The sequence below is a fragment of the Mesorhizobium sp. WSM4976 genome (genome assembly GCF_029625685.1).
Lineage (GTDB): Bacteria > Pseudomonadota > Alphaproteobacteria > Rhizobiales > Rhizobiaceae > Mesorhizobium.
Genome location: NZ_JARTVT010000002.1, coordinates 164168 through 187127, shown reverse-complemented (window position 1 = coordinate 187127; position 22960 = coordinate 164168). Strand labels below are relative to the sequence as shown.

The 22960-nt window shown below is 62.4% G+C and carries 21 protein-coding genes and 1 pseudogene; 7 read left to right on the top strand and 15 right to left on the bottom strand.

Annotation, left to right across the window (positions count from 1 at the left end; translation table 11 throughout):
- Positions 1 to 70: 70 nt before the first annotated feature.
- From P9272_RS03230 to P9272_RS03220, 3 genes and pseudogenes are all read right to left on the bottom strand, one after another.
- Positions 71 to 1238, bottom strand: a pseudogene (locus tag P9272_RS03230) (Glu/Leu/Phe/Val dehydrogenase).
- A gap of 51 nt (positions 1239 to 1289) precedes the next feature.
- Entirely contained in the window at positions 1290 to 2405 is a 1116-nt protein-coding gene (alr, locus tag P9272_RS03225; protein ID WP_278158949.1) for an alanine racemase, read from the bottom strand.
- Positions 2402 to 3655: a D-amino acid dehydrogenase gene (locus P9272_RS03220; protein WP_278158947.1), complete on the bottom strand. Its 1254-nt coding sequence runs from the start codon at positions 3653 to 3655 to the stop codon at positions 2402 to 2404. The genes alr and P9272_RS03220 overlap by 4 nt, the downstream gene beginning before the upstream one ends.
- A 514-nt stretch (positions 3656 to 4169) precedes the next feature.
- Between P9272_RS03220 and P9272_RS03215 the strand changes: the two genes are divergently transcribed.
- Positions 4170 to 4529, top strand: a complete 360-nt coding sequence (locus P9272_RS03215; protein WP_278158945.1) for a type II toxin-antitoxin system RelE/ParE family toxin — start codon at positions 4170 to 4172, stop codon at positions 4527 to 4529.
- On the top strand, positions 4519 to 4848 hold the full coding sequence (locus tag P9272_RS03210; RefSeq protein WP_278158944.1) for a helix-turn-helix transcriptional regulator: 330 nt from the start codon (positions 4519 to 4521) through the stop codon (positions 4846 to 4848). The genes P9272_RS03215 and P9272_RS03210 overlap by 11 nt, the downstream gene beginning before the upstream one ends.
- Before the next feature lie 61 nt (positions 4849 to 4909).
- Here P9272_RS03210 and P9272_RS03205 read toward each other — a convergent pair whose 3' ends face one another.
- On the bottom strand, positions 4910 to 5788 hold the full coding sequence (locus P9272_RS03205) for a hypothetical protein (protein ID WP_278158942.1): 879 nt from the start codon (positions 5786 to 5788) through the stop codon (positions 4910 to 4912).
- Positions 5789 to 5793: 5 nt separating this feature from the next.
- The gene (locus tag P9272_RS03200) at positions 5794 to 6939 is read right to left on the bottom strand and encodes an ATP-grasp domain-containing protein (protein WP_278158940.1); all 1146 of its coding nucleotides are present in this window, start codon (positions 6937 to 6939) and stop codon (positions 5794 to 5796) included.
- Between the two features lie 217 nt (positions 6940 to 7156).
- Between P9272_RS03200 and P9272_RS03195 the strand changes: the two genes are divergently transcribed.
- A complete protein-coding gene (locus P9272_RS03195; protein WP_278158938.1) occupies positions 7157 to 8074 on the top strand; it encodes a LysR substrate-binding domain-containing protein in 918 nt (305 codons plus the stop codon).
- Positions 8075 to 8188: 114 nt separating this feature from the next.
- Here the strand turns inward: P9272_RS03195 and P9272_RS03190 are convergent, their stop codons facing one another.
- Positions 8189 to 8683 carry a MaoC/PaaZ C-terminal domain-containing protein gene (locus P9272_RS03190; RefSeq protein WP_278158936.1) on the bottom strand — a complete coding sequence of 165 codons (495 nt, stop codon included), beginning with the start codon at positions 8681 to 8683 and terminating at the stop codon, positions 8189 to 8191.
- Between the two features lie 450 nt (positions 8684 to 9133).
- Here P9272_RS03190 and P9272_RS03185 point away from each other — a divergent pair, with 450 nt between their 5' ends.
- Positions 9134 to 9550 (top strand): acyl-CoA thioesterase, encoded by a 417-nt coding sequence (locus P9272_RS03185; protein WP_278158934.1) that lies wholly within the window; start codon positions 9134 to 9136, stop codon positions 9548 to 9550.
- On the opposite strand, the gene P9272_RS03180 is transcribed toward P9272_RS03185, so the two are convergent.
- From P9272_RS03180 to P9272_RS03140, 9 genes are all read right to left on the bottom strand, one after another.
- Complete coding sequence (locus P9272_RS03180; protein WP_278158932.1) at positions 9547 to 10491, bottom strand: ornithine cyclodeaminase family protein; 945 nt, start codon at positions 10489 to 10491, stop codon at positions 9547 to 9549. The two genes, P9272_RS03185 and P9272_RS03180, sit on opposite strands and share 4 nt — an antisense overlap.
- A 55-nt stretch (positions 10492 to 10546) precedes the next feature.
- Positions 10547 to 11707: an FAD-binding oxidoreductase gene (locus tag P9272_RS03175; protein WP_278159227.1), complete on the bottom strand. Its 1161-nt coding sequence runs from the start codon at positions 11705 to 11707 to the stop codon at positions 10547 to 10549.
- A 30-nt stretch (positions 11708 to 11737) separates the two neighbouring features.
- The gene (locus tag P9272_RS03170) at positions 11738 to 13087 is read right to left on the bottom strand and encodes an FAD-dependent oxidoreductase (RefSeq protein ID WP_347404026.1); all 1350 of its coding nucleotides are present in this window, start codon (positions 13085 to 13087) and stop codon (positions 11738 to 11740) included.
- Between the two features lie 104 nt (positions 13088 to 13191).
- Positions 13192 to 14304 carry a nitronate monooxygenase gene (locus P9272_RS03165; protein ID WP_278158928.1) on the bottom strand — a complete coding sequence of 371 codons (1113 nt, stop codon included), beginning with the start codon at positions 14302 to 14304 and terminating at the stop codon, positions 13192 to 13194.
- 30 nt (positions 14305 to 14334) lie between these two features.
- Positions 14335 to 15825, bottom strand: a complete 1491-nt coding sequence (locus P9272_RS03160) for an AMP-binding protein (protein WP_278158926.1) — start codon at positions 15823 to 15825, stop codon at positions 14335 to 14337.
- A 58-nt stretch (positions 15826 to 15883) separates the two neighbouring features.
- Positions 15884 to 17497 carry an NAD(P)/FAD-dependent oxidoreductase gene (locus P9272_RS03155; protein WP_278158924.1) on the bottom strand — a complete coding sequence of 538 codons (1614 nt, stop codon included), beginning with the start codon at positions 17495 to 17497 and terminating at the stop codon, positions 15884 to 15886.
- Between the two features lie 15 nt (positions 17498 to 17512).
- The gene (locus tag P9272_RS03150; RefSeq protein WP_278158922.1) at positions 17513 to 17902 is read right to left on the bottom strand and encodes a RidA family protein; all 390 of its coding nucleotides are present in this window, start codon (positions 17900 to 17902) and stop codon (positions 17513 to 17515) included.
- 276 nt (positions 17903 to 18178) lie between these two features.
- Positions 18179 to 18994 (bottom strand): citryl-CoA lyase, encoded by an 816-nt coding sequence (locus P9272_RS03145; protein ID WP_278158921.1) that lies wholly within the window; start codon positions 18992 to 18994, stop codon positions 18179 to 18181.
- A gap of 55 nt (positions 18995 to 19049) precedes the next feature.
- Positions 19050 to 19868: an aspartate/glutamate racemase family protein gene (locus P9272_RS03140; protein WP_278158919.1), complete on the bottom strand. Its 819-nt coding sequence runs from the start codon at positions 19866 to 19868 to the stop codon at positions 19050 to 19052.
- Between the two features lie 259 nt (positions 19869 to 20127).
- On the opposite strand from P9272_RS03140, the gene P9272_RS03135 reads away from it, so the two are divergent.
- The 3 genes from P9272_RS03135 to P9272_RS03125 are packed head-to-tail and all read left to right on the top strand — an operon-like array spanning position 20128 to position 22930.
- Positions 20128 to 20916, top strand: a complete 789-nt coding sequence (locus P9272_RS03135) for an SDR family NAD(P)-dependent oxidoreductase (protein WP_278158917.1) — start codon at positions 20128 to 20130, stop codon at positions 20914 to 20916.
- The gene (locus P9272_RS03130) at positions 20913 to 22094 is read left to right on the top strand and encodes an acyl-CoA dehydrogenase family protein (RefSeq protein ID WP_278158916.1); all 1182 of its coding nucleotides are present in this window, start codon (positions 20913 to 20915) and stop codon (positions 22092 to 22094) included. Before P9272_RS03135 ends, P9272_RS03130 begins: the two co-directional genes overlap by 4 nt.
- A complete protein-coding gene (locus P9272_RS03125) occupies positions 22091 to 22930 on the top strand; it encodes a polysaccharide deacetylase (RefSeq protein ID WP_278158914.1) in 840 nt (279 codons plus the stop codon). The genes P9272_RS03130 and P9272_RS03125 overlap by 4 nt, the downstream gene beginning before the upstream one ends.
- The last annotated feature ends 30 nt before the right edge of the window (positions 22931 to 22960 follow it).

The following is a 22960-nucleotide window of genomic DNA, read 5'->3' as shown; positions in this document are numbered from 1 at the left end:
GCATCGGCCTGAGCCTTCGGGCGAGTAAGCAGCAGGTTCACTCGGCTCTCCGGCGCGGGTACTTCAATCGTCAGCTGGTGAAGAAGCTCTGCGTGCCGTGTGCCTCGATCGCCTCGGCAAGTCGGCCGAGCGCATGGACATAGGCTGCGGTCCGCATGGTCACCTGTTTCTCCCGGCTGACATTCCAGATTTCACGTCCCTCTCGTTCCATGATGGTTTGGAGCCGCTCGTGGATGTCCTCGACGGGCCAGTAGAAACCCTGTCGGTTCTGGACCCACTCGAAGTAGGAAACGGTGACGCCGCCGGCGTTCGCCAGGATGTCCGGAAGGACGACCGCCCCCTGCCCCGCAAGGATTTCGTCCGCCTCCGGAGTGACCGGACCGTTCGCCAGTTCCAGCACGAGCTTCGCTTTGACCGACGCGGCATTGCCTTCGTGGATCATGTTTTCCAGCGCTGCGGGGACGAGCAGGTCACAGTCCACGGCAACGAGGTTATCCGGGCCGATTTTCTCGTGACCGCCCGTCCCTACGGTGCTGCTGACAGGCTTTCCGTTCGCCTTGGCGCCGAGCAGAAGGTCGACATGCAGGCCTGCAGCCGAAAAGACCGCGCCTTCCGAATCCGAGACGGCGACGATCTTGTGGCCGTCCGCGGCGAGAAGGCGCCCGATGTGCTGCCCGGCATTCCCGAAGCCCTGGATCGCCACCCGCATCGTCTGCCCGAAGTTCAGGTCGGATGCGAGATGCCGCACGAGATAATAGCCGCCCCGCGCGGTGGCGTCGCCGCGGCCGAGAGACCCGCCAAGCGAGATCGGCTTGCCCGTAATCACGGCCGGCTCGTGCTGGCCGACGATCTGCGCGTACTCGTCAGCCATCCAGCCCATGATCATGGAGTTCGTGTAGACATCCGGCGCAGGGATGTCCCGGTCCGGGCCGATGATGCGCGCGAACGCCTGGATGTAGGCGCGGGACAGCCTTTCCAGCTCAGCCTTGGAGAGCGTGCGCGGATCCACTTGGACGGCTCCCTATCCCGCCTTTGGTTGGCCCGCGCGTGTCGTCGTACCGACAGCGCCAGGCAAGGAACGACTTCCGCGATCCATCGTCCATGCGGATCATGACTCTGACCTTTGTGGTCTCGCGGGCGTATTTCAGCTTCTCGATGACGTCGGGGTCGATGCTCAGGTGAGCGGCGGCTTCGTCGAGGCGGATCAGGGCGTCGTCAAGCAGGGTATGTTCAGCCATATGTCTCTTTCGTTGGTGGTGCTGGGTTCTGTGGGTTGAGGCGTTGCGCGATCAGGCCGCGAGCGCCGACTGGCGGCGGTAATCCCGGCTGAAGCGGCGGCCGAGCCGCGTCATGATCTCGTAGCCGATGGTGCCCGCGGCGCGGGCAATGTCGTCCACCGTCTGGCGCGCGCAGATTATGTCGACGAACTCGCCTTCGCGTGAAAGGTCAGCACAGTCGGTCGCGTCGACGACGATGCTGTCCATGGACACCCGCCCTGCGAACGGCAGCTCCTGCCCCTTGTAGAAGGCCGAAAGACTGGCCCCTCGCGGCCAGCCGTCGGCATAGCCGATCGACAGCGTCGCGAGCCGAGATCGCCGCTGGACCGTCAGCGCATGGGCGTAGCCGACGCGGGTATGGACGGGAACCTCGCGCAGCTGCAGCACGCGTGCCGACACCGTCACCGCTTGCCGCACCGCGCTCGGCTGTCCGGCGACGGGATTGATCCCGTAGAGAGCGGCTCCGGGTCGCACCAGGTCGAAGTGGTATTCCTTACCCAGCAGGATGCCTGCCGAGTTGGCGAGCGAGGAAGCGGCACGCTTCGGAAGCACCGTCCGCAGCTTGCTGAATTCCCGCAGCTGCGCGCGGTTGGCAGGATGGGGAGCCGCGTCGGCACAGGCCAGATGGCTCATGACCAGCTCGACCGACAGACCGCCGAGGAGCGCCCGATCTGTCGCCAGCATGGCCACGTCGCCGGGCGAAAGGCCGAGGCGCGACATGCCCGTGTCGATTTGGAGCGCGACAGGCATGCTGCGCCCCTTCTCGCTGGCATGCCTGCGCCAGCCGGCGATCTCGCCCATTGTGTTCACGACAGGCATCAGGACCGAACTGAGGAAGTCCCCTTCGGTACCGGGCGGCGTGCCGTTCAGGACGAAGACGCGCGAGCTGAACCCGATCGCTTTCCGCAGTTCGAGGCCTTCCTCGAGGTGGGCGACGAAGAAGGTCCGGCATCCGGCCGCCTGGAGTGCGAAGCCGACCTCGGCCGCGCCAAGTCCGTAGGCATCCGCTTTCACCACGGCTGCGCACTCCGCTTTGCCCGCCAGCTTGGACAGCATTCGCCAGTTGGAGACTACCGCGTCCAGGTCCACCGTCAGGATCGCTCCTGCGCGCTGCATCGCGGCGCTCATGATTGATACCGCCCCGGGCCGAGATCGGTCACGTCGATCTCGGGAGCCTTTCCGGACATGATGTCTGCCAGGACGCGGCCAGAGCCGCAGGCCATCGTCCATCCCAGCGTGCCGTGCCCGGTGTTGACGAGGAGGCCCGGCACGGCGGTTGAGCCCACGATCGGCGGGCCGTCCGGGGTCATGGGACGGAGACCGCACCAGAAGGAAGCCTCGCTGGCGCGGCCTGCTCCCGGGAACAGGTCCGCGACCGAATGCTCGAGCGGCGCGCGGCGCGAGCGTGGCAGGGCGAGGTCGAAGCCGGAGATCTCGGCCGTGCCGCCCACCCGGATCCGGTCGCCGAGCCGCGTGATGGCGATCTTGTATGTCTCGTCCATCACCGTCGAGACGGGCGCGGCAGCCTCGTCCGTCATCGGCATCGTCAGGGAGTAGCCCTTCACGGGGTAGACGGGGACGTGGATCCCGAGAGGTCCCAGCAGGCGCGGCGAGTAGCTCCCGGCAGCAACGACGACGGCATCGGCAGGCAGAAGCCCCTCAGCCGTGCGAACGGCCGAGACCCTGCCACCATCCAGCACGACAGCGTCGACCGACACGCCGTAGCGGAAGTCGACGGCGCCTGATGCGAGAGCCGCGAGCTTCTCGGTGAATACGCGGCAATCGCCTGTCTCGTCACCGGGAAGCCTCAAGCCCCCGACGATCTTGTGGCTCACTCGGGCCAGGGCAGGTTCGGCAGCGACGCAACCCGAAGGCGCGAGGACTGCGAATTCGACGCCGAACTGCTTGAGGACTTCGATGTCGCCGACAACCCCGTCGAGCTGCTTCTGCGTCCGGAACAGCTGTAGCGTGCCTTGGCACCGCTCGTCATATTCGATGCGGGTGGTCGTTCTCAGTTCGCGCAGGCAGTCGCGGCTGTACTCAGCGATCGGAACCATGCGCGCCTTGTTCACCGCATAGCGCGACGACGTGCAGTTCGAGAGCATCTTCAGAAGCCATGACCACATAGCGGGATCGAACCGGGGACGGACGGCGAGCGGCCCGTGCTTCATCAGCAGCCATTTGATCGCCTTGAGCGGTACGCCTGGTCCGGCCCATGGGGAAGCGTATCCCGGGGACACCTCTCCGGCGTTGGCATAGGAGGTTTCAAGCGCGGGGCCGGCCTGGCGGTCCAGCACTGTGACCTCGTGTCCGGCCCGCGCCAGATGCCAGGCCGAGGTCACGCCGATGACCCCGCTGCCTACCACGATGATTCTCATTGCAGTCTCCCCCAGACGAGGGAGATGCTTACCGCGCAGGAGCGGCGACGGATTTCCATTGTCATGATGCGTCTCCACCGGGCCAGCGGTGGCGGACCCGGAAATCAGGACCGAATTTCAGGCTTGGTTGGATTTCCGGCCCCCGGTCGACGGCCTCGCGGCCGCGCCAGGGCTAAATGCACGCGATGAGGCTTCCCGCATGGTTCATGAACCGGATGCGGGTCCTCGAGTTCTTCCGGTCTGTCTGCGGCTTACGGCGCAATCGGTGGCTCGCGGCTTGTTGGCGCGACCACCATAGCACCGTGCCCGGATTGTTCAACTTCAGCGCGGACCAATCAGTTTGGCATGCTCAGCGGCCTCAGCGCCGCCCTATAGATTGGGTCATATGGGTCGAATTGACGCGCGGGAGAGAGCCGGGGGACCGGCTGCCGAAGAAGCAACCGCCCCGGAAATCAGGCGGACTGCCCTTCCAAGCTTGACGCTATATCTTTGAAGATATATCTATCGGTGGATAATGACGTATGAGGTGAAATTCCATCCCGATTTCGTTCCTGAGTGGAAGGAGTTGGAAATGGGGTTGAAGGAGTTGGTCGGCGAGGTTCTGGACCACCTGGAAGACGATGGCCCGTTCTTGGGCCGTCCAGAGGTGGACACGCTCTCGGGTTCCAGCCACGCCAACATGAAAGAGATCAGAGTTTCGTTTGCCAAGAAGGTGTGGCGTTTCGCCTTTGCCTTCGACCCTGCCCAGGCCGCGATCATTCTCTGTGGCGGAGAAAAGCAGGGTAAGAGCCAAAAGCTCTTCTACAAGCAGTTGATAAGCAAAGCCGACGCGCGCTTCGCTTCGTGGGCAAAGGAGCAAAAAAATGAGCAATGACTGGAAAACGCTGCGTTCCGAGCTTCCAGAAGACGTTCGTTTGCGCCTGGACGGGAAACGCGAAGCGCGCCGCTTGGGCAAGGCTCTGGCTGAGTTGCGTAAAGCCATGAATGCGACGCAGCGCGAGGTCGCCGCACGAGCCGCAATGACACAGAATACGGTCTCGAAGATCGAGAGCGCAGACGATGTCCTTCTTTCCTCGATAGTGCGGTACATGCACTCCATCGGAGGCGGTGTCGAACTTGTGTTGAAGACATCCGATGGCAAGGCGAAGCGCGTAGATTTCGACCCTGAGATTAACGTGAAGCAGTACGGGTGAATCCTCGGCCATATCGAGCGGCCCTGATCTCCTTCGCCTTACGGCCCATCGAGCCCAGGGGCTAGGCCGCTGGCTTAGTCCGATGCATTTCAACGAGGGTCGGAACGATGTCCTTGAACGCCTCGACGACGATCGCTCCGGCCTTTCGGAAGGCATCGACCTTGCTTGCGTAGCCGCCGATTCCGTCCCGGATGATCGCGCCGGCGTGGCCGACACTCTGGTCGCCGTTCGCGTATTTGCCGGAGGTGTAGGCGAGCACAGGCTTCGTCATCTGCGAGGCGATCACCGCCGCCGCGTCTTCCTCGTCACGACCGCCAATTTCGCCGAGCAGGACGACGATCCGGGTCTGAGGATCCCTTTCGAAGAGCGGCAGCACATCCGCGTAGCCCACGCCTTTCACCGGGTCGGGCCCCACGGAGACGATCGTGCTCAGCCCAAGGCCTGCGATTTTCATTTCAGACAGGACGCCATAGGCGATCGAGCCGCCCTTCGTGACGATCCCGACTGATCCCGGCATGCATATCTCGTCGGAGAAATAGCCAGCTTTCGATTCGAGCGCGGACAGAACTCCGCTCGAGTTGGGGCCGATCAGGACTGTGCCGGCTCGCAAGGCAGCCTCGCGGATCTCCAACGCATCATGAACGGGTACGAACTCCGTTAGGCAGATAACTGTTTTGATCCCGGCGGCGATCGCTTCCAGAACGGGCTTCTTGACGTCGAGCGGGTCATCGAAAAACAGGGCTACCTCTGCCCCGCCGGAGATCGCAGAACCGAACTCGGGGTAGACCTCTACGTCGCCCCAGGCGCCAACCTGCCTACCGCCGACGACGCCGACAAGTTTTGTGCCGGAGGCCTTCATCTCCAGGCACTGGCGCACGGCCATGGCGCTACCGACGCCGCTAACGACAATGCCCGTTGTTCGCTCGATCAGAATGCTCATGTCAATTACTTCAGATAGCTGAGGGTTGCGCTAATCGCCTCTTTGAGGCTCGTACAGTTGTCGATGCCGGCGTCGCGCAGGAGAGCAGTCGCCCGCGCGCCGCCATTGCCCTGGAGGTGGACGACCATTGGCTTCGAGGAGCTGGCACGCTTTGCACGGAGGGCGGGAAGGAGTTCTTCCGCAATGCGGTCTATGCGGTTGCCGCTCGAGATCATGTTGACGAGAACGACGCGTACGCCCTCGACTGACCCGAAATCGTCGAGCACCGACGCAAGCGTTTCGCAGGCAATCCCGGACGACAGCGATGAGTCCATGTCGATTGCGCCAGCAAGCGACTGGTTCTCGGACGCTATCCAATCCGATACCGTCAAGGCCATGCCGCCGCCCAGCCCCACAAGACCGACAGCCCCGTTTCGGTCGGACCGCCGCAGCATGGAGACCTTCTGAGGTTCGATCCATTCGCGTGTGCCGTGCCGGAGATCCAGCAACTTGCGAATAGCCGGCTGCCGCGAGATGGCAGCATCGTCAATGTCGATCCTGGCATCCAGCGCCAGCAGAGACCCGTCGGACGTTTCGGCCAGCGGATTGATCTCTGCCATGATTGCATCCGTCCCGCGGAGCAGGGCCTCAAGACGGCCGCAGACATCGAAATAGGCGTCCCTGCCCGGCTCCGGAAAGCCAAGGGACTCGAATGCCATCTCTATAGCGTCACGCGTGTCTGCCACGGTTCGGCGCAGCGGTATCCTGGCGACTGAGCTGGGATCCGACAGGGCATGATCCTCAACATCCACCCCACCGTCGCGACCGATCATCAGCCAGACCTCGTTCATGGTGACCGTGAGCGCCACATAGCGCTCCCGGCGTATGGCGGCCTTTCGTTCGACGCGAACGCTGGCGACGGGGTGGCCGCTGACGTGGCTGCCGATCATTGAGGCAACGATAGAGCGCGCCTTGGAGGGCGTGTCCGCGAACATGATCCCGCCGTTCTTGCCGCGCTTGCCGGCAGGTATCTGCGCCTTCAACGCTATCGGAAACTGCAGTTTCGCAAGTGTGACATCCAGTTCGGCTGCGTCCCTCACCGCCGCGCCTTTCGGTGTGACGATGCCGAATTGCCCAAGCAGGAACTTGCCTTCGTCCTCGAGCAGAAGCATGGCTCAGTTCCGGCGAAGTGTCGGCCAGCGGGCACGCATGGGGAACCGTCCGCACGCTGAGCGGCGCGCGTATCTGCGAGGAAACATTTTCTGGCCTGTCTGCTAGTTTTATTGCCCGGTCGCGACGTTGCGTCGGCCTTTGATTATTCCTTGCTTTCTAACAGTTTCGAGAGCCAACTACGATTCAGAAAGATGGCCTTGAGAGTGTAGAAAAACTATGGTGCAGACGGTGCGGCGACTTCCTTCCCTGAATGCGTTGCGGGCGTTCGAGGTCGCAGGCCGCAGCTTGAATTTCAGGACCGCTGCCGAAGAACTGAACGTGACCCATGGGGCTATTGCCCAGCACATCCGGGCGCTTGAGGCTGACATCGGACATCAACTGTTCGAGCGCTTGCCGCGCTCGCTGGCTCTGACGGACGTTGGTCGCTCGTATCTCGTGGAAGTCACCCGGGCGTTCGAACTGCTCACGGAGGCGACCGGGTTGGCGCGCGGCGATCCGCAGCACGTTACGATCAACGTAACGCCTAGCTTCGCCGCACGCTGGCTCATTCCCCACCTCCAGGCGTTTAGGTTCGCCCACCCCGAGATCGAGGTGAACATCCTGGCCACAGGGCATATGCCCGATTTCCGCGCGGCCAACGTTGACTTAGCCATCAGGGACGGCTCCCCGCCCTTCGGAGCGGGCATCAGGTCGGAGTTGCTTTTCGAGCGACGTCTGGTCGCGGTCGCGAGCCCGGCCATGGTTGGTGAATTGGGACTGCCGAGAACTGCCGAGGACTTAAGACGATTTGTGCTTCTGCACGATATGGAAAACGAGTGGCCGGAATTCCTGCTCAAGGTTTTCGGAAAGAAACAGGTGCCCGTCGCCCACAATATTTCCTTCAATCTGGCCACCCTGGCGATTGATGCGGCACTCGGCGGCCAGGGAATCGCAGTCGCAAGCCGCCTTTATGTGCAGCATGATCTCGATACAGGACGGCTGGTGCAGGTGATCGACGTTTCGCTCGCGTCCGGCAGGGACTATCACGTGTTGATGCCTGCCCGCTCCAAGAACCACAAGGCCGCACGGACAGTCTGGGATTGGCTGATCCAGGCGCGCGATGGCGTCCTGGAAGATGGCCGCTCAGTGAGTTAGCATGCTGGCGGCTGCTGAACCTCGCCTCGCCAGTCAATGGCTTGAGCCCGGGACTGTGTCAGCCGATCAAGAATGCCGGCCATATAGCCGGCCTCATGCGGCCGACGCTCGCTGTCAAGCAGCCGGGTTCGTCTGGAACATCACCTTCCAATCGCCATCCTGGCAGACCGTGCCAGCCTGATTTCGAACTTCGACCCAGAAGGTGACTATACCACGATTTGGATTGGAGGTGAGCCGAACCGCTTCGACCCGCTGATAGACGTGGATCGTATCGCCCATCTTGACGGGCGCCTTCAGGTTCCAGGTCATGCCGAGAAACGCTATGGCCGTTCCTTCCTTCAGGCCTAGCCGGAATTCCAGCCCTGTCGCGATCGCAAAAACGGCGGGGCCGTGCAGGATTCGGGTTCCGAAGGGAGTCTGCTTCGCAAACTCTTCGTCCGTATGTACGGGATTGTAGTCGCCGGTAAGCCCGGCGAACATGACGATGTCGGCTTCCGAGATCGTTCGGCGTGGTGTCAGCCAGCTCTGCCCGACTTTGAAATCGTCGAAAAACAATGCGTTCGGCCCAACCGTTATCTTAGGGCCTTCCTGCTTCGTGCGGGCATCCATGGGTCTCTCCTGATTTCGGGTATTTACGTCAACCTAGCGAATGGGCAGGGATTGCCAGACGAAACGCAGGGGCAACTTCCTCGTACTTATATGACTTAATTTTCGACTATTGAGTCAGTTTTGTCAAGCTTGGTTGACATAAAGGCGTTGGTGCTTGGCTACGGCAAGGGAGCTCTGGTTGGGGCTATCGCAGCGAACCGTTGTTGAACTCCATGATCCAGATTTTCGACTTGATCGTCAAATATAAAATCTCGATGGTCAGATGGAGGCTTGAGGCCTTCGGCTGCCGTCGAATCTGCAGTGTTTCAAGAACCGGATGGACTTTTAATTTGACTTGAAAGTATGCGATGGTGGCACGAGCTTGAGCTGATCGCCTTCGCGGAGAGGAGTCTCAGGCAGTGGCAGCGTTCCGGCACCAGACCCTCCCGCAATTTGACAAGAGGCAGTTCCATGCGGACCTATTCCGGGGTCGTCTATCCCGCGCAGACCGATGCGATGGGCCACATGACGGTCCAGTACTATGTCGCTGCGTTCGACCAGGCGATGTGGCACCTGGTTCACGCACTCGGGTATCGACCTGAATGGCAAACGGAGCGCAGGGAGGGCTGGGCCGACGTGCGCCATGACGTGACATTTTCGAAGGAACTTCGCCTCGGAAGCCTCTTTTGGGTCGAGAGCTCCGTCATGGCGGTTGGGACGACATCCCTTTCGACGCGACATCGGCTGTTCGACGCCAACGGCGACCTCTCGTCTACCGACGATATCAAGTCAGTCTACTTCGACCTGCGCGAGAGGAAGGCGCTTCCCCTCCCCGAGCCGATCCGTAACGCTGCAGGCGACCGCATGGAAACGGCTGCCGAACGCTAGTTCGAGGCCGACCGCTCAAACAGGAACATGGCGGTGGCGAGGTCCTCGTGCCCGCCGCCGCCCGATTTGAAGACGGTGATTTCATGGTCAGACCGCCTGCCCGGCTTTCGTCCCTGGGCTAGCTCGAAGAGGTCGGTGATTTCGCCCGGTTCAACCAGGCCCTTCCTCACTGGCTCGATGACATCGCCGGAAACACCGACCGTTGAAGATCTTTCGTCGACAAACAGGCGGCCAGCCTTGCGCATGACGTCGTCGTCAGATTCCCGCAGGTCTGGCCTGTAGCTGCCCACGAGGTCGACGTGAGCGCCTTGCTTCAGCCATTCGCCTTTGAGAATCGGCTCTGTCGAATAGGTGGCGCAACTGACGAGATCGGCTTCCGCCGCAGCTTCAGCAGGGTCCGTTACGGCTTCCACCCTAAAGCCTTGCTTGCTCAGCCTTTCCGCCAGCGCCTTTGCTTTCTCCGTGGTCCGGTTCCAGATCATGACGCGCCGGATCGGGCGAATGGAGGCATGGGCTGCGATAAGATAGGGAGCCAGTGCGCCCGCCCCCATCATCAGCATGGTCGACGCGTCAGGCCGCGCCAGAAAGCGGCTTGCCACCGCGGAGTTGCACGCGGTCTTTACATTGGTTTCTGCAGGCCCGTCGATGCAGCCGAGCAACTCGCCCGTGTTGCCATCGAACAAGACGTAAGCCCCCAGAATGCTCGGAAGCCCGCGCCTGTGGTTGCCGGGGAAGACATTGGCGATCTTGATTCCGAAGGCGCGACCGCGCCGCCAAGCGGGCTGCATGAGGAAGTCGCCTTGGTCGCCGTCCCCTGTCGGCTGCGTCATCATCATCCGATCCACGGCGTCGCAACCAGTGGCGTATATCGCCGCGATGGCATCGATCGCCAAGGGGTAGTCCGCCAGACGATGCACTGCTTCCCGGTCCAGGAACTTCATGGATGGGCACCCCGGTAACTGCACGGACCTACGGGTCGAAACCCGGCAACGGCTGTCAGGTGTTGTACTGGCCAGCGTGCCAGCGGCGCCTCTCGCGCCAGTCTGGCGTGATGTGGCGGAAGCGGTCGAGAGACAGGTGTTCGATCGGCAAGCTGGTAGTCCCCTTCAACGCAAGGTCCGCCATGGCGACACCGACCGCCGGAGCCATGCCGAACCCGTGCCCTGAAGCGGCGACTGTCAGCAATCCCTCGGGGCTGTCGAACAGATGGATGGTCGTCATCTGGTCTGGCGACATGTCGACGATGCCTGCCCACGACCGGAGGAACTGCGCGCCCTTGAGGAGCGGGATCGTCTCGATGGCGCGACGCAGAATGTTGCGCACGATCGGCGTCGTCGGTTTGGGCGATTCCCTTGCGATGTCCAGGTCGATCCACTCGTACGGACCGCCATTCATGTGCAGGTTGCCGCGTTTGGTCTGCCGGATCGAGAGGCCGTTCCCGATGAAGCACTGCTCGAAGAGCGGAGGCATCGGCGTCGTGACGAGCGCTTCGAGTCGCACCGGAGCAAGTGGAAACAGGATGTCAAAAGGACTAAGCAACAGAGTGTTGTGCGCCGCCGCGCATAGCGCCGCGCGAGGTGCGTGGATTTCGCCATATGGCGTCTTGACGCCCTTCACACGGCCACCCGTCGTCAGGACCTCGAGCACGGGGGTGTATTCGCGGATCTCGCCACCGAGGTCCATGAAGGCCCAGGCAAACGCCTGCGACGTCCGCTGCGGGTTGGCGTGTCCGGACCGGGAAGTGTAGATGCCGCCGAGGCAACTTTCCGTGAGGCCCGGTATCATCTTCCGGAGCGCCTGCCCGTCAACGAACTCGAACCCGATATTTGTCTTTTCGAACGACCGGTAGAGTTCTTTCAGTTCGGCGAGCTCCCGCTCGTTGACCGCAGCCCAAATGCGTCCTTTCTGGGTCCACTCGGTCGGGTAACCGAGTTCCTCGTCCAACCCCTCCCACAGCTTCTCCGCGACCTGCGCGAGGGGGCTCTCCTCCGGCGTCTCGCCGCGAAGGCTCAAGTACCCGGTCGCCCGCGAGGATGCCTCGTAGGCTGTCGCGCCTTTGTCGAGGACGACCACGCTGGCACCGGCTTTGCGGGCCTGATAGGCGGTCGCCAGTCCGAGGATGCCGGCTCCGACAACAATGAGATCATAGTTCTGCATGATTTCCACCCAATACGGCTCAATTGGACGTCAGGCGTTGCGGGTTTCGTATGGCCACATCTGCCAGTTCAGCCGGATGTCGTCCGTCTCGTCATCGTCGGCGATGAGGGAAAGGTCGATGGGGCGGAGCGGGAAGCGATAGCTCCCCGGCCGGATATCTTCGGCGCCGACGCCGAAGCGCTGCATCAGCGTGAAAGCGGCTTCATCGCGGCAGCGTTTGCCTTGGCAGTGTCCCATGCCTACCCGCGTCATGCGCTTGACGAGGTCCTGGTTGAGCCGCGGCGCGTCTGGGTTGTCAGTCCTGGAGGTCGGCACCTGGGGAGAGCGCATGCCCTGGCCGAGATACTTGGGCGGCTCGAGATGACAGAATTCGCGCCGCGTCACGCTCTCGCACTGGCACATGACAACGTCCAGGCCGCCTGTCTGGTGGAGCGAAGCGATCCACTGCCGGATATACGCGCTCGCGTCTGTCGAGGCCGATTTGGGTTCCTGCCGCCTGTCGCCCGCGGCGCCCGATATGCTCGCGAGCATGGCTTCGACCAGAGCCTCGTCAGCATTGGAGCCCAGATAGAACACGCCCTCGAGGTTTGTCTCCCCGTGGACTGAAACCTCCGGTACCCAGGACGCGAGGTCTGCCGAGAACCGCATCCGGCATCCCATTGCGGCTGGGAGCTCGACGTTGGGGAGCGTTGCGATCGCCACCGCGATGGAATCGCATACGACCTCCTCGCTTTTCTCGCCGTCGAGCGTAACGAGCCGGGCGCCATCTACGGCGACCTTGCCTTTGGCGGCAGCGATGACCTTGCCGAAATGGACCGGAATGCCTTCGCTCTCGAGCCACGCCGCGGCCTCGGGACCGGCAGCAACGCTGTCGCCGGGTTCGACGACGCCGGCGACGGTGATCTGCTTGGACCTGAGCGATCGCACCAGGCGCATGGCGATATCGGAGGTCCCAAGGATCAGGACGCGCTCGCCTTCGAAAACGCCATAGGAATCGAGAAGGGCAAGGCCCGCCTTCGCGCCAAAAACGCCTGGCAGCTCCCACCCGAGGAACGAGGGCACGAAATCGCGTACGCCGGAGGCAATGACGAGGATGTCGTGATCAAGCAGTTCGTTGCCATCCCGGGAAACGAGCCCCACCTTCGGCGTTCCGATGTGGATCGAATTTTCGTCATTGCGGAAGGCTCCCCAGAGGATAGTCGACAAGCGGACATCAATTCCGCTTTCGAGGCACTTCATCAGTTCGGGGTTCGCCTCCAGAAACGTCTGCCCGATGGCATTGGCGTTGTTGAGGGCCGCGGGCAGCCCGGCACCGTAAAAGTACGGCGCGTCGATGGACATGTCCTTGAGTGCTTGTGGATGCTCGTCGACCAGGATCACCCGATGACCTGCTGCGTTCGCGGCAAGGGCGAAGCGACACCCGATCCCGCTGGCTCCGACGACAGCTATGGTACTTGGAGACATGCTCTCCCCTTCCTTATTTTTCAGTCTTCGTTGAGCTGGGAGAGGCGGCCCATCGCTTCGGCATATTCCAGGATCATGTCGTAGATCACGGTTTTGACCGAGACGGGCTCGTTGACCAGTTCCACGATCTGGCCGGCGGCGTAGGTCATCCAGTCCTTACGGTGAGCCCTCTCCGCGCGGCGGAACGGCTCGCCCGACAGAATCGACTGCATCGGGACTGCCTTCAGCGGCTGCGGGGCATCGGGACGCTTCCAGGCTTCCGTGTACTTGGACCGGATGGCTCGGCAGGGCTTGCCTGTGTAGCCATAAGTGATGACCGCGTCGTCCGCCTTTGCCGCGTAGAGCACGTCCCGCATGTCGGGTCCGAGCTCGCTTTCGACAGTGCCGAGCCAAATCGTCCCGCACCAAACGCCTTCCGCGCCGAGGGCGATAGCGGCGGCCATCTGGCGGCCGCGTCCGATCCCGCCCGCGGCAAGCACAGGCACCGGAGCGACGGCGTCGATGATTTGCGGCCATAGCACGAGCGAAGATATCTCGCCCGTATGCCCGCCCGCCTCGGACCCTTGCGCCACGATGACGTCGACGCCGGCGGCCACCTGCTTCTGTGCCTGCCTTACGCTGCCGACGAGCGCCCCGAACTTTGCGCCGTGGTCGTGGACGCGCTTGATCACGTGGTCGGGCGCGACGCCTAGCGCGCTGACGACAAGCTTTACCGGGTGGCGGAGCGCGACTTCGAGCAATGCTTCGCTCGTCTCGGGGCTGAAAGCCAGGTTTCGGGCGTATTCCGCATACCAGCCCTTCGCGTCCTCTTCCGAGAGCGGCGGCACCCCGTCTTGGTCCATCAGATCGTTGATAAAGCGGCGGTTGTCCACCGGAACCAATTCGCGCGGCGTCTCGCTGAAGTCGATCGCGGTCGCCTTCGAGGAGAAGACCATATCGACGCCGTAGGGCCGGCCCTCGACGTGGTCGTCGATCCATTTCAATTCCTGCTCAAGGTGCTCGGGCGTCATCCAGGCCGCGCCAAGAACGCCGAAGCCGCCAGCTTTCGAAGTCGCGGCCACGACATCGCGACAATGGCTGAAGGCGAATATTGGAGCCTCGATACCGAGGAGTTCCGTCGCGGCCGTTTTCATCGAAGCACACTGACCCTATGCGAAAGAAATCTAGGCTTGGAGCCTCGCCTTAAGGGCTTTCTTATCGAACTTGCCCGTCAAGCCGAGAGGTAGTTCAGCCTCAAAATGGATCGTCCGCGGGACCTTGAAGTCGGACATGATCCGCTCGGCGTAGGAGATCAGTTCTTCCTGCGTGATGCTCGCGCCGTGCCGAACGACCACGAAGGCGACGGGGACCTCGCCGAAGATCCTGTCCGGGCCTCCCACCACGGCGATGTCCTGGACAGCCGGATGGGATGACAGAACCTCCTCGACTTCCGAAGGCGAGATGTTCGCTCCCCCTCGGATGATAATGTCCTTGATGCGTCCGGTGAGGTAGAAATAACCATCGCCGTCGCGGCGGCCGAGGTCCCCCGTGCGGAACAACCCTTCCCGAAACGCGGCATCGGTCTGCTCTGGACTTTTCAGGTAGCGTTTCATCGTCGCGGCGGCGCGGACGAGGACTTCGCCGTCCTCGTCGTTTTCGCAGTCCGTTCCATCGGGACGTATGATGCGAACCTGAAGCCCAGGCGCCGCCCGTCCGACCGCGCCCCTCGGAATTGGCTTCGGATCGTTGGCGAAGGTCCCGAACACGGGCGTGGCCTCGGTCGTGGCGTAGTAGTTTTGGATCGCCTTGCCGAAACGATCGGCGAACCGTTGCTGCATCTCCTCGGGCAGAGGAGCGCCGGCGCAGATGAGCGCGCGCACGCCCGAAAGGTCATATCTCAGGCCGCGCTGCTCGCAATACTCGAGCATCATCGAGTACATCGTTGGCACGCCGTGATAGACGGTCGCGTCGTGTGAGATCAGTCCCTCGAGCACGTCCCTGGGGTGGAAGCGCCGGAGTATGGCCACGGTGCCGCCTGACTGCAGGCCGACGGCCGCGCCTGTCGAAAGCCCATAGAGGTAGCCAAGCGGCAATGCCACCAGCGTCACGTCGCCCTTGGTCAGCCCCCACATCGACGCAAGCGCCGTCGCCGCTCCGACCTGCGCCGCATGGTCGAGCAGGATCGCCTTCGGCACGCCAGTGCTTCCCGATGTGTAGATAATCAGGAAGTCGTCTTCGGCCGTCACGGTTGCCTCTTCAAGCGCCGGAAGGCCGTCCGCTGGCGCCCTCAGGCGCTTCAGGGGATACAGCGAGCCGGCGGGAACGGCCGCCCGGGCGACGTCGCCCACGAAGCCGTCATGGAAAAGTATGGTCGCGCCGGAGTGCTTGAACGCGTATTCGACTTCCGGCGCGGTCAGGTTTGGATTGAGTGGCACGAACACGGCCCCAAGCCGCGCAGCCGCGTAGTACGCGATCATCAGCTCGGTGCAGTTCTGGGCGTAGGCCGAGAACACCGTGTCTTTGGCGACCTGAAGCGCCTGCAAGTTCCGCGCGGCAAGCTCCACGGCCTCTCCGAGCGCGCGATAGGTAAGCGTTTCGGCTTCGAAGCGAAGCGCCACTTTGTCGGCGTCCGCCTCGATCATTGCGGCCAAATGAGCGTATACGGTCTTGGACATGTCTTCGTCTTGGCTGTTGGAGAAGCGAAACGGGCGGTGTCCGTTCCCCTAAGAAGCGCTACAACCGCTTGGCTGCCGGGAAAGACTTGCCCAGGTCGGCGAGGATCTCCCGAGCGGCGTTGTGGCCCGCCACCCCGTTGACGCCGCCTCCGGGATGGCAGGCGGCGCCGCACATGTACATTGCTTTTACGGGTGTCCGATAATCGGCGTAGTGCGCGATGGGCCGGCGGAAGAATACCTGGTCGAGGCTCATCTCGCCGTGATGAACATGGCCGTCGGCCATCGCGAACATCTCCTCAATGTCCTTGGGCGTCAGGATCTGAGCGTGCAGCACTTCCTTGTCGAACCCCGGCGCGTATCGGTTGATCTGCGCCAGGACGATGTCGAGGAGTTCCTTCTTGGTGTCCTCGTTCCACTCTCGGCCGTTGAGCTTGTAAGGCACGTGCCCGCCCATGATTTGGACGATGTGCTTCCCGTCCGGAGCGACGGTGTCGTCGAAGGCGCTCGGGGTCGTGATCCAGAGATAGGGATGCCGCGACATCTCGCCGTTCTGCGCCGACTGGAAAGCGTCCTCGAGCTCGTCGGTGTTCTCGGCGATTGTCACGGAGCCAGGTATCGGTTGGTTGAGCCGTCGCGCTCTGTAGGCGGTCCAATCAGGCAGGGCGTTGCATGCGAGATTTATCTTGAACGCGATCGACTTTGTGCGATGCCGCTCGACCTGGGAAATGACCTCGCCATTCAGGTTCTCGCGACCGATGAGGTCGAAGTATGTCATCTTCGCGCCGGCATTGGAGATGACGACCCGGGATCGGAGCTCGCGCCCGTCATCGAGAACCACTCCCTGCGCCTGGCCGTCTGCGATGGAGACTTTCGTCACCTTGTGTCCGGTGATGATCTCGACGCCGTGCTCAAGGCCGACCTTCTTGAGAGCCTCCGAAATGCTGCCCATGCCGCCGCGGATCAGCCCTCCGGGACCCATGGGGGTCGTGTTGTCGCGCAAATACGGACGGAGGAGCACATAAGCCGACCCCGAGGTCTTCGGACTGAGGAAGCCCGCCGAGCCTGAGGCATAGCTGCCGAAGGCCGTGAGCATCTGGTCGCTCTCGAACCAGCGCTTCAGGTAATCGTAGGCGCTGAGTGTCAGCACGTCCCAGATGTCGAAGAGATGGGGCGCCGCGTCACGCAAACGCCAGGCAAGCCCCATTGCCTTCGCCAGATCCTTGACCTTGCCCGTCGACGGATCGACGGGTGTCTCGAACATGATCCGCCGGATGAAAGGAACGAGCTTCTGCATATGGGCGGAGAACTTGGGGTAGTTGTCAGCGTCATTCTGGGAGAACTTCGCGATCTCCTCGACCATGCGCTTGTCTTCAGGCCAGAAGACCAGGCTTTCGCCGCTCTCGAATGGCTGGAAGGACGGCGGCACCGGGATGACTTCGACCCCGTTCTTCGGCAGATCGAGGTCCATCATGATCTTGGGCTGCAGCATGCTCATCCAGTAGGACGCGACGGAGACCTTGAACCCTGGCCAGACTTCACGCGAGATGGCCGCGCCCCCGACGAACGGCTGCCGCTCGACGACGACGACCTTGAGGCCGGCCTTTGCGAGATAGCAAGCGCATACCAGGCCGTTGTGCCCCGCACCGATTATGACGGCGTCATAGGATTGCATCGAGATCTATCCTGTTCATGGAATGACGGCGATGAGCTCTGCCTCGATGAGCAGCCTGTCATCGTAGAGGCCTGCCTGCACGGCCACGCTTGTCGGCGGACAGGATTGGTTGAGGTAGCGCGCGCGAACGGACCGATACGTGGACATGAAATCGGGGTCGAACGATTTGAGATAGGCTTTGATCTGGACGACGTCTTCGAAGCCGAGGCCTGCGGCTGCCAGCGTCGCCTTGAGGTTCTCGAAAAGCGCGACGACCTGACCTTCTACCGAAGTCGTGACGGGATCGCCTTGAGCGTCAGTTCCAGTATGGCCTGTCGTCAGGAAGAGACCCTTCCCGGTCACGGCCATGCCCATCGATACGCCCGGCCATGCGGCCCCCTCTGGATTTGCTGGAACGAGCGGCATGCACTTCTCCCCTATGGAATTCCTGGTTCCCGCCAGCCGCACGAAGGGATCCGTTCATGCGATGCGGGTCAGCTGTCGGAACATACGAACGAACATACTTGCAAGTCAAATAAATTGTTCAGTCAGTATTTTCGACAGTTGCGTGCGCGATCGTAGCGCTTGGAGTCCGTGACGGCCGGGCCACTTTTGCGGTGGTCCGCCGATCAACGCAAACGGGCGGCGCCTGGCTATGCCGACGCCGCCCGCTGAGCAGCCCGGGTGCTGCCACCCGAGTTTTCAGGCCCAGCCGCAATCCTTCATGTCGCGAGCGAGGTCGCGGTGGTCTTGAGCGCAGTCGGCATTCGTGTCTGGGATGATGCGGTTGACGACGCCCGACTGCAGCTCCTCAGAGATATGGGCGATCAGTCCAGGGAACGTCGACAGTAGCGCGAGGCCTGTCATCTCGGGCGGAGTGAAGCCCATCTGGGTCATGATCGCCGCCAGCATGCCCACATCGTTCAGGACCAGATCCGGCTTGTTCGCCGCGCGCTGGAAAGCGCGATGGACCGCTTCGTAGAATTCCGTCGCCTCCCCCCAAACCCGCTGCCGGATCGCGATCGCCTTCAGCTTTTCCGCGCGCGGATCGATGCCCCGGAAGACCTGATGGCCGAAGCCAGGAATCCGCCGCTTCGTTGCCCGGTAGTCGGCGACGATCCGTTCGGCGGCCGCCTCCATGGGCTCGTCCGACGCCTTCCATCCCTTGATGGCCTCAGCGATGAATCGGCCCGTATCCTCCGGAGAAACGGCGTATTCGCCCGCGCCGAGCATGCCGGCGGCAAGACCTGCGGTCATGCGAGGATTGACCGAGACGATCGACCGGGCAGCGATCGTGCCGGACTTGTGCAGGGCGTAGTCGAGAATGGACGAAAGGATAACGTCCATCATCTTCGCCTGGCCGGGCGTCGGGAGGCTGCCGCGGACCAGGAGGAAGCTGATTGCGGAGAATGGGAGCTCGCCGACCAGCGAACGCATCGGGTAGCCCCGGATGAAAATATCCTCCGAGGTGATTTCGCTGACCCTGGAGACCCAGTGCGATGGGGTGTTCTTCGTCATGGTCGTCCTCTGGTTCGACGGATCGTTGGGCTGCCGAAAATGGCGAAGTCCGCGGTTAGTCTGCGGAACCGGGCTGAAAGGCCTTCTGGAGCGTCGGCCGTGCGGAATGCCAAGCCTCTCGGGTCTTCTGGCTGACCCCGCTGAAGTGCCCATTGTGCGGCTGCATGTAATAGCCGAGGCGAGAGATCCCATAGGCGCCCTTCTGGCGGAGATGGGCTAGCGATTCAGCCATCGTAAGCGCCACCAGGTTCGGATTCAGGATCGGAAACGGCGCTGGTTTCCCGCCGTCCATCAGGTATTTTTGGTAGGAAGCCGCGATAATCGTGCAATTGAGGATAACGGCCTCCGCGCCCGTGCTTGCGATCGACTTGGCAGTGACATCGATAACGTCGCGCGCGACGGCCGCGGTGTCGTTGACCATGTCACGGACGTACCAATTGATAACGTCCAGGCCGAGTACCCGGTCCGAAGCCCCGTACAGCTTGACGTTGTCCTTCATCTGCGAGCCGGCCTTGACGTGATCGGTGACGATAACGGCGGTCCGGCCGTAATATGACAGAAGGTTGAGGCAAGCCTCGAACGGCCCGACGACCGGGATGTCTACGAGTTCGCGCGCGACCATAACCGCGGGGTCATAGCAGCACCCGCTGATGACGGCGTCGTATCCCTCTTCCTCGGCCTGCTTGATGGCGTCCAGCAGCGAGGCTTCGACGATGTGCTTCGGGTAGAAGTAATCCATGTCGGCCGGACACGCATCGAGGTGGGTGACGTCGAGCTTGGTCCCCTCCATTGCGTAGTGCGACAGGGTTTCCTGGATAAGGGCGTCGTACGCGGTGGTGCCGAACGGGTTGATGAAATTGATCCTGCGGACCATTCCGGCGTCCTTCCATAGAACGTAGACGGTGAACGAACGGCCATGCCCGGCGATCTTCCGGTCGGCCAAATTTGTCGAATGAGTAGTCTAAAAAGTCTACTGCGTCAACGACAAGGCACCTGGTCCACTCCTCTGAAGCCGAGGCAAATTTCCCTCCCGCCGGGTCTTGCGTCCTCCCGATATCTGATTAATTATACCCGCTGTTCATTTTTGCGTACCTTTTGGTACAAGCGAGCAGCGAATTGAAGGAGCGGAGCAAATGTCCGGACTCAGCGGCCAGTCTATCGTAATTACAGGCGGAGAGACTGGCATTGGCCGTGCGACCGTGCGGCAACTCGCTTCCGAAGGCGCTCATGTGCTCATCGGCGGTATCCTCGACGAAGAGGCGGACGCCACCCTGAGCGCTGCAGCAGGGCTTCCCGGATCGGTAGGCTTTCAAAGGACGGATGTCCGCGATGTGGCACAGGTCGATGCGCTGATCGATGCGGCGGTCGAGAAGCAAGGCCGCATTGACGGACTGGTTTGCAACGCGGGCATTTTCGATGGCTTCGCGAGCGGAATCGACACCTCTGACCGTCTCTGGGACCAGATAATGGACGTGAACGCGCGCGGGACGTTTTTCGCGTGCCGGGCGGCTTTGCGCCACATGGTGCCAGCTGGGCGCGGCAAGATCGTCAACATCGCCTCGATCGGCGGCCTCGTAGGCATGGCGGACGGCGCGTCCTACACGGCCTCGAAGCACGCTGTGATCGGCCTGACCAGGCACCTCGGCTGCAGCTACGCCAAGGACGGAATCGCCGTCAACGCGGTCTGCCCCGGCGCGATCGACACGCCGATCCGCAGCAACTCGCTCAAGATCCTTGGCGACGACGCCCCTCCGATGGGCGGAGTCGGGGCCGATCCGGACTGGCTGAAGCGGGCCGTGCCGCAGCAGCGCAAGGGAACAGTCGACGAGATCGCGAACATGATCCTGTTCCTGCTCTCCGACAAGGCGACCTATTCGACAGGGCATGAGTTTGTAGTGGACGGCGGGTGGACCGCCAAATGACGGACGACCAATTCACGCCGGAAGAGAGCGAGATCGTCGGGACGGTCGCTCGCTTCGTGAACGAGCGGGTCAGGCCTCTCGTCCAGCAGCTGGAACGCGAGGGCAAATACCCCCAGCATCTCGTCCAGGAGATGATGGAGCTCGGGCTGTTTGGGCTGGCGGTCCCCGAGAGCTATGGCGGACTTGGCGCGCGCGTTCCGGTGACCGCAGCCATCCTGGAAGCGCTCGGCAGCGGATGGGCGACGCTGGCCGCCTATGTGAACAGCCACAGCACGGTGGCCTACGCGATCGCCACGCATGGCACCGAAGAGCAAAGGAAGCGCTACCTTGCGGGACTGGCCAGCGGCGAGCACCGCGGCGCCCTTTGCCTGACTGAGCCCGGTTGCGGATCCGACCTCCAGGCGATCAAGGCGCTGGCGAGGGACGCCGGAGACAACTATGACCTCACCGCAAGCAAGACCTATGTCACGAACGGGGCAAAGGCCACATTGCTTCTGACGTTGGTCAAGCATCCTCCCCTGGCGGGGGAGACGAAACCCAAGATCAGCCTTGTGATCGTTGAGAAGGCATATCCGAAGGTTTCGGTGACCTCCACGTTTGAGAAGACGGCGTTTCATCTCGTGGACACGGTTCAGATCGAGATGGACGGCGTTGCGGTTCCGAAGTCGCAACTGCTGGGTTCTGTCGAAGGGATTGGGTTTCGCCAACTCATGGACTCGCTTGAGATCGGCCGGGTCGCGATCGCGGCCAGCGCCGTGGGGGTTGCGGCGAACGCGCTTTCCGAAGCGAAGCGGTATGCCTCCGAGCGCGTCACGTTCGGGGTCACGATCGACCAGCACCAGGCCATTCAAATAAAGCTTGCCGATATGGCGACAAAGCTCGTCGCGGCGCGGCTGATGACGATGGAGGCGGCAGCGGCGAAAGAGCGCGGCGGACGCTGCGACATGATCACCGCAATGGCCAAGACGTTCGCGAGCGACTGCGCCCTCGAGATCGCCCATCAGGCCGTCGTCGTCCATGGCGGCGCAGGCTACATCCGCGACAGCGTGGTCGAACGGCTGCACCGCGAGGCGCTGCTCTACACAATCGGCGAAGGCACGAACGACATCAACCGGATCGTCATCTCCCGGCGCATGAAGGGCGAGGAAGAGATGCAGTATCTTGGCCTTCTGCCATGACCAGCGTTTGCCTGACGTTCGATTTCGACGCCGTTTCGCTCTGGGTGAGCACCTTCAAGCAAACGACCGCTACGCCCATTTCGCGCGGCGAATTCGGTGCGAACGGCGGGGTCGGTCGCGTCCTCGGCCTCTTGCGCGAAAAGGACGTCAAAGCGACCTTCTTCGTGCCGGCGCATACCGCCGTGTCATTCCCGTTGCAGACTGGCCGCATCATCGAGGAAGGCCACGAGATCGGCGTGCACGGCTACTGCCACGAGACGCCGATCGGCTACACGCGAGAGGCCGAGGCGGACCTTCTTGATCGGTCGGTCGCCAAGCTGCGTACGGTGCTTGGCAACGATTTCACGCCTGCCGGCTACCGTTCGCCCGCGTGGGACCTTTCCCCCCACAGCGTCGAATTGCTCGTCGAGCGAGGCTTCCTTTACGACAGCAGCATGATGGCGGACGACTTCACGCCCTATCGAGCCCGCCGCGGTGACAGTGTCGACGAAGAGGCGTTCGTCCCGGGAGAGATGACGAGGCTGGTCGAGATGCCTGTCGCCTGGGAGCTGGACGATTTCCCCTATTTCACCTTCGTCAACAAACCCCTCTTCGGCGCCCTGCGCACGCCCCAGGACGTCTATGACTGCTGGCGCGGCGAATTCGACTATTGCCACAGCGCGATCGACGACGGCGTCTTCACCTTGACGATGCATCCCCAGATCATCGGACGTGGCCCTCGCATCGAGATGCTGCGACGGTTGATCGACCATATGCAGTCGCGGTCGAACGTGAGATTTGCCACGCTTCGGGAGGAGGCAACGCGTCGCGACGGGCTATTGCCGGGTGTCGCCTGAAAAACTGCGGACAGGCCGCCGTTCACCGAA